At 40.2% G+C, this 6,764-nt stretch carries 5 protein-coding genes and 2 pseudogenes; 1 reads left to right on the top strand and 6 read right to left on the bottom strand.

The window, feature by feature from the left end; translation table 11 throughout:
* Positions 1-59: 59 nt before the first annotated feature.
* From ACFE90_RS25165 to ACFE90_RS25145, 5 genes and pseudogenes are all read right to left on the bottom strand, one after another.
* On the bottom strand, positions 60-275 hold the full coding sequence (locus tag ACFE90_RS25165; protein WP_375505179.1) for a hypothetical protein: 216 nt from the start codon (positions 273-275) through the stop codon (positions 60-62).
* Between the two features lie 2 nt (positions 276-277).
* A pseudogene (locus ACFE90_RS25160) lies at positions 278-379 on the bottom strand (DNA-binding protein); the annotation flags it as partial.
* 40 nt (positions 380-419) lie between these two features.
* Positions 420-1,928 (bottom strand): acyl-CoA synthetase, encoded by a 1,509-nt coding sequence (locus ACFE90_RS25155; protein WP_375505178.1) that lies wholly within the window; start codon positions 1,926-1,928, stop codon positions 420-422.
* 110 nt (positions 1,929-2,038) lie between these two features.
* Positions 2,039-3,019, bottom strand: coding sequence for a magnesium transporter CorA family protein (locus tag ACFE90_RS25150; RefSeq protein ID WP_375505177.1), 981 nt, complete (start codon positions 3,017-3,019; stop codon positions 2,039-2,041).
* 305 nt (positions 3,020-3,324) lie between these two features.
* Positions 3,325-5,385, bottom strand: a complete 2,061-nt coding sequence (locus ACFE90_RS25145; RefSeq protein ID WP_375505176.1) for a tetratricopeptide repeat protein — start codon at positions 5,383-5,385, stop codon at positions 3,325-3,327.
* Positions 5,386-5,693: 308 nt separating this feature from the next.
* Here ACFE90_RS25145 and ACFE90_RS25140 point away from each other — a divergent pair, with 308 nt between their 5' ends.
* The gene (locus ACFE90_RS25140; protein WP_375505175.1) at positions 5,694-6,011 is read left to right on the top strand and encodes a hypothetical protein; all 318 of its coding nucleotides are present in this window, start codon (positions 5,694-5,696) and stop codon (positions 6,009-6,011) included.
* On the opposite strand, the pseudogene ACFE90_RS25135 reads toward ACFE90_RS25140, so the two are convergent.
* Positions 5,960-6,466, bottom strand: a pseudogene (locus ACFE90_RS25135) (ACT domain-containing protein); the annotation flags it as partial. The gene ACFE90_RS25140 and the pseudogene ACFE90_RS25135 sit on opposite strands and share 52 nt — an antisense overlap.
* Positions 6,467-6,764: the final 298 nt, after the last annotated feature.

Raw genomic sequence — 6,764 nt, 5'->3', positions numbered from 1 at the left:
CGGCGGGCTACGCCAACGCATTTGCTATTTCGGCGAACTCATTTGTTATTTTGGCGAACTCATTTGCTATTTCGGCGATGCCTACGGCTGGCTACGCCTACGCATTTGCTATTTTGGCGACTGGGTTGTTTGAGTGGCTGTGAAATGATCTGCCGACTACTTACAGCTTGCTTTTGTGGCAAATCATCACAAATTGCTTGTAAGTCGTAGTTGAAAGCCTTTGCATGTTCTTCTCGAATTCTGTAAATCTCTTCAAGAATTTCATCTTTCCACATATCTACTCTCCCATTAGTTCATAGCGTATACAAAGGGTTGGCAACTCGTATCCGGCATCAAGACTGATTTGGGCTAGCTTCTTCTGGATTTGAGCATTGGCAAGTTGAAAATTTCTAGGTCTAGTTCAGCGTTGACGATCGCTATCAGCAAAATAACTCAACCACTGTCGGCTTAGTCACTTTCCCCATAGCGTTGCGCGGTAATTCTTCAACTATCAAAATTTGGGTTGGCACTTTATAGACTGCCAATCGCTCTTTTGCCCAACTCCTAAAAGATTCTAATGTTAAAGGTTGTGACCCTTGCAATACTAACGCCGCACAAACCCGTTCACCCCACTCTAAATCGGCAACCCCAACCACTGCACATTCCTGAATATCTGGATGCGATCGCAATACTTCTTCAATTTCCAGAGCCGAAACTTTATACCCTCCCGTTTTGATGATATCCACACTCATTCGGCCCAGAATGCGGTAGTTGCCATTCTCAACTACGGCAGTATCTCCAGTACGGAACCAGCCATATTGGAAGGCTTTGGCGGTTGCTTGGGGATTTTGCCAATATTCTATAAACACTCCAGGCCCTTTAACTTGAATCTCTCCTGGTGTTCCGGCTGGAACTAACTCCCCGTTCTCATCTACTAATCTCACTTCAACTTCAGGTAGTGGCTTCCCCACATATCCAGACAACCGTTCACCGTGTAAAGGGTTCGATAGCGCCATACCAATTTCAGTCATGCCATAGCGCTCTAGCAGAAAATGGCCACTGATAATTTGCCACTTTTCTAAAACTTGAACTGGTAACGCTGCCGAACCAGAAACCATCAGGCGCATCTTAGTACAGCCTTCTGACATACTTTTTTGGCGTTCCTTAGAGGCAGTTTCCCAAGCAGTAATTAGCTTTACATAAATTGTTGGTACTGCCATAAATAGGGTTAAGTTACCATCACAAATTTGGTTCCAAACTGTTTCTGCATCAAACTTGCTCAACAGATGACACTCCGCGCCAGCCCATAAAGCACAAGTCAGGACGTTAATAATCCCATGAATATGATGTAGTGGCAGGATATGTAAAATGCGATCATTCGATGTCCATTCCCAAGCGGTAATTAAGCTAGTCACTTGCGCTTGAATATTTTGATGGGTTGTAACCACACCTTTGGGTTTACCTGTCGTACCGCTTGTGTACAGAATTAAGGCGCGTCTAGTGATATCGACCTGTGGGAGCAAAGCAATATCAGATGGGAGCGTTTCTGAGGTGAGGATAAATCGCAAATTGTGTGCTTTGGCGAGCGATTCTCCTGCGGAGACGCTGCGCGAACGCAGTATACCCTCAAAATTAGGATGAGCAATAATAATCGATGCTCCAGAATTGGTAATTATATACTCTAATTCTGGTCGCGGGTGGGAAATACACAGAGGTACAGCTATACCACCAGCACGCCAAATTCCCCATTGAGTGGCTACATACTCAAACCCAGGCGGGATCAAAAAGGCAACTCGCTGCTCCTGTAAATCTTCTGTATTCTTAAGAAGACCTGTTGCTATTTGACTGGAAGTGTGCAGCAAATCTTGATAGGTAAATGCTCTATCCGTTGTAGCAATTGCTGTTTTCTCGTTGTGTTCTTCAGCACGAATAATCAATGGGATATTCACGTTTTTTTACCGATTTAAGGTTGATTCAGTCTACTTACAAAAAGCATATAGTAATGCTAAAGGAGATGTAAATTTTACTATTCCACCAATAGTCTGTAACCTGAAAGACGTTACAACCAACGTTGTTTTTTAGCATATACAATACTACCAATTACAATTAATGCCATCACGCAGATCACAGCAGGATAAAACCAAGGTTGTTCTAATTCAGGCATATATTTGAAGTTCATGCCATAGAAACCAGATATAAAAGTAATTGGTAAAAATATGGTTGAGAGGATAGTTAAACGATTAATTCGTTCACCGGTTTTGCTAGCAATATTATCGCGTTGAATTTCCATTAATTCTGACATCCAGGCTCTCAACGCTTGATATTCTTGCCAAAGTTTATCAACGTGATGAACTAATTCTTGATTGAATAGTTCCTTTACTGGTTGGGTGATCCATTGAAAATCTTCGTAATCCATAATAGCCATCAGTGACTTGATGCTTTGAAAATTACGGCGTCCTGAACGAGTCGATTGCCTCATCGTGGCGATTTTTTGGTATGTTAATTCATCACCAGAATTATCTAAAACTTCATCTTCTAAATCATCAAGTTTTCTAGAAATATAGTCAAATACAGTATGGTAATTATTCAAAACCTCTTTAAAAATGAGATAAAAAACATAATCAATTCCTAACGTTTCAATATCTTTAGTTCGTTTTTGCAGATTATTAGCTAAAATACTTAAAACTTTTAATTCAGTAATTTCAAAGGTGATAATAAAATTATTCCCCAGCACAATATTGCCACGAGCAACCTCAAACTCGTGATTTTTTATTTGAGGAGTTAATATTTCATAGCTGTCAAATAAACAATCTTCTACGTCTTCATCAATTCCTACAGGAGAATGGTTGAAAATCATATTAACACGCGATGGATTAAGACCAAAGTGCTTAATAATTTTGGCTGTTCCAGTGCGATCGCGGAAGTGAATACAGCGCAACCAAATATTGCGAGAACTATCAATTTGTTTCAGTACCGTATCGACATGATTACTGTTGAATAATTCCAGGTTGTCTGGAGAAAAAGTGAGAAGAGTTAGCATATAGGCATCCTAATTGAGTCGTGGTAAAACACTATGACTCATGTTGAGCGATAATTTATTAGTCTACAAGGACACATAAAATGTCAAAGCTTACGGTTTATGACGGTGAATAGACATATTGCAATGCGCTTGGTGTTAGTAATATTTTACCCCGAAAGATCCCCCCAATCCCCCTTAAAAAAGGGAGAACCGAATCAAAATTCTCCTTTTTAAGGAAGATTTAGGGGGATCTAAAACGTTTTGCTACCGACCAGAGGACTTTTAAAATATCCTCTTAAAATGGTATTACTGTATTGAGTCATAGCTCAATTTTTTTCTCTTTTTCCAGATTTAGGGCGGGTAGCTTTCACTGATGCTGAATTATTTTGTAGAATTGCAATTTCTCTTTGTGCATCTTGATAACTATCTTTTTCTCCTTGTTGTTGGAATAGTTTTGCAGCTTTTCTGAAATCTGCGATCGCTCCTTGTTTATTTTTCTGCTTAGTGCGAATCACGCCCCGGTTATAGTAGGCTAAGGCATTGTTAGCATTAATTGCGATCGCTCGTGAATAATCTTGATTTGCAGCTTTTTTATTTCCCAGTTCGAGATAGGCGTTACCACGGTTGTTATAAGCTGCTAAATTATTAGAATCTAGTTTCAGCGCTTCGGTGTAATCTTCAATAGCGGCTTTATAATCTCCGAAAGAAAAGCGGTGAATACCTCTGTGGATGTAAGCCGCAGTAAATTTAGGATCAATCTGTAAAATAGCGTTGTAATCTTCAGTAGCTTCGAGGTTATCTCCCAAATCGCTGTAAACATCACCACGATTAAGATAGGCTTCTATGTATTTAGGATTGATGTTAATTGCGTCTGTATAATCTTTCAGCGCTGCATATTTTTGCTTATTAATAGATTGAGTTAAACCTCTTTGATAATAAGCTTTAGCATCGCTAGGATTAATCTTAATTACTGTATCAAAATCTTGGATTGCTTCAAGTCTTTGTCTGAGACGACGGTGAAGAATCCCTCGCTGCAAGTAGGCTTCGCTATACTGAGGCTTGAGAGCGATCGCTTTGTTAAAATCTCCAATTGCTCCTTTATTATCCTTCAGTTGAGTACGGGCTAACCCCCGGCCATAGTAAGCATAAGCATCCTGAGAATTTAACTTAATCGCTTGGGTATAGTCTGCGATCGCTTCTTTGTACTTGCCTAATTCAGAGAAAGCAAATCCTCGATCAAAATAAGCATTAGCATCTTGAGGATTGAGTAAAATAGCTTGGCTAGAATCTGCTTGTGCTTGCTCGTAGTCTCCTAATCGATAATAAGCATCGCCTCGCCTATTATAAGCCAGAGCATTTTTTGGATCTAATTCAATCGCCTGATTTAAATCTTCAACTGCTCCTTCATAGTTTCCTGCCTCATATTTATTTACTCCCTCTTGGTATAATGTCTGTTGAGCATTTATTAGAGGTTTTAGCAACCTCAATTGCCATGCTCCAACACCAAGTGTGATACACCCAGCTACCCCAGCCAAAACTACTAATAATTTTTTCTGATGCTGTTTTTGCTGATCGCGATCAACATTTGTTATCTTTTTCAGGTCGTCTAAAACTTCGGTAGCATACTGATAGCGTTTACGATAGTCAAAACGCACCATTCTATTAATAATTATTGCTAATTTTCTGTTAATTCTTAGGTTTTTGTTATACCAAACGATTTCATCTGTCAGCCGATTTTTCTGACTTCGCAAATTAGAGATTTCGTTTCCAGATAAACCTAGAAGTGCTGTGATCGCAACCATACCTAAAGCATATATATCGCTGTTGTATTTGAGATTGCCGTTAACTTGTTCTATCGGCATATATTCCAGATTGTCAACGGTATTAGCGATGGCTCCATTAAAAGTGCCAAAGTTAACCAAAACTAACTTTTTGTCTGATTCACGGCGAATAATATTTGCTGGTTTAATATCCCGATGAATCACGCCATCGCTATGTACAATCACCAAAATTTCTAATATCTCTGATAAAAGACTAATTACTTGGTCTTCACTCAGAGGTTGCCCTTGGATAATTTCGTTAGTTAAAGGATTGCCGGGTATGAATTCTTGGACTATATAGAATTCTTCATTCTCTTCAAAATAAGCAATTAGCTTTTGAATTTTCTCGTGTTTTTGTCCTAGTTTTTCTAAAGTTGCAGCAAGACTCGCAACCAAGCGCCGTAAGATTGTTAAATTTTCAGGATTGCTACTAGCAGGACGTAACTGCTTTACTATAAATTGGCTGCTAGGAAGATTAACATCTTCAGCTAAATACGTTTTTCCCTTTTCACTATCATTGAGAATTTTTAGTATTTGATAATGTCCATTTAGTAAATGACTATTCATTAATATAAATATAGTATTATAAATTGTTTGATTATAGCTTAGGTGTTATTACTGTTGAGCTTTAGATATAAAGATTTATTTATTTTAAAGAATATCACCGCATCGCAGAATAATATCATGTCCGGCTAAAGACTTATCATTTAGAGCGCAGGGGGCAAGGGGAAAGAGGCTTTTGGGATTTTTGCACAGATACGGTAATCATAAGTGATTCACCGGACTTGATATAAAAGGGTGGTATCAGCCAAAAGCCGCTCAAAAAACTTAATTTAGTTTGGTGTGGTAGAAGCTGGATTCCAGAAATAGTAGCCATGATGGAACAATGGCATCCCAAGGATGGACTGTATATCGCATTGTCAGTCGAAACAATCGCATTGTCAGTCGAAACAATCGCATTGTCAGTCAAAACAATGGCATTGTCAGCCGAAACAATGGCATTGTCAGCCGAAACAATGGCATTGTCAGTCAAAACAATGGCATTGTCAGCCGAAACAATCGCATTGTCAGCCGATGTATCAATAATGCAAGCAGAAAATAGTTATTCTCTCCTGTGGATAGAAGGAGTTAGAGCCAGGTTTTACGCTGGCACGACAAATTTCTCACTACCAGCCAGTCCAAAAGCAGCATGAATGACTTGCAAAGCTTTAACGCCTTGCTCTTGTGCCACGACACAACTAATTTTAATTTCTGAGGTGGCAATCATTTGAATATTAATTTGATGTTGGGCTAGCGCTTCAAACATTTTAGCGGCAACACCTGGTTGTCCCACCATACCTGCACCTACAATACTTACTTTAGCGATCGCACTATCTAAAACAACTTCACCCCATCCTAATTCTGCTGCTATTTGGGTAAGCATTTCTTTTGCACTCTCCCCGTCTATTCGCGAGACTGTAAAGGCTATATCTCGTCTGGGAACACCATCAATCACCCGACAGCGTTGAGATTGGATAATCATATCAACGCTAATATTATGTTGCGCTAACAGTCCAAACAATTTCGCCGCCATCCCCGGCCGATCTGGTAATTGGCGAATAGCAAGACGCGCTTGGTTCAAATCGAGAGCTACACCACGAACGGGAGAAGTGGGGAGTGGGGAGGATAAAAAAATTAATTTATTTTCCCCAGCTTCCTCTGCTACACCTGCCACCACGGCGCTACCGAACCGGAAACCAAAGCTCCGCACAGGGAGAGGCCTCCGGGCCCGCGGCCGCCGCAGGACAGTACGAGAAAGGCGGAAGGCCAACCGGCAACCGGCAATAGGCAATAGGCAATGAGCAATTGGCAATAAAGACGATTCACTTATTCAAACCTCAGCATGCCAACGGCAAAGACACCTGACAAGTAAACCGCATGAAAGAACAGGTGAACAAGTAAACAAG

It is taken from the genome of uncultured Nostoc sp. (assembly GCF_964245445.1).
Lineage (GTDB): Bacteria > Cyanobacteriota > Cyanobacteriia > Cyanobacteriales > Nostocaceae > Nostoc.
The sequence above is the reverse complement of the archived record's forward strand: the minus strand, read 5'-3'. Positions and strand labels throughout refer to the sequence as shown.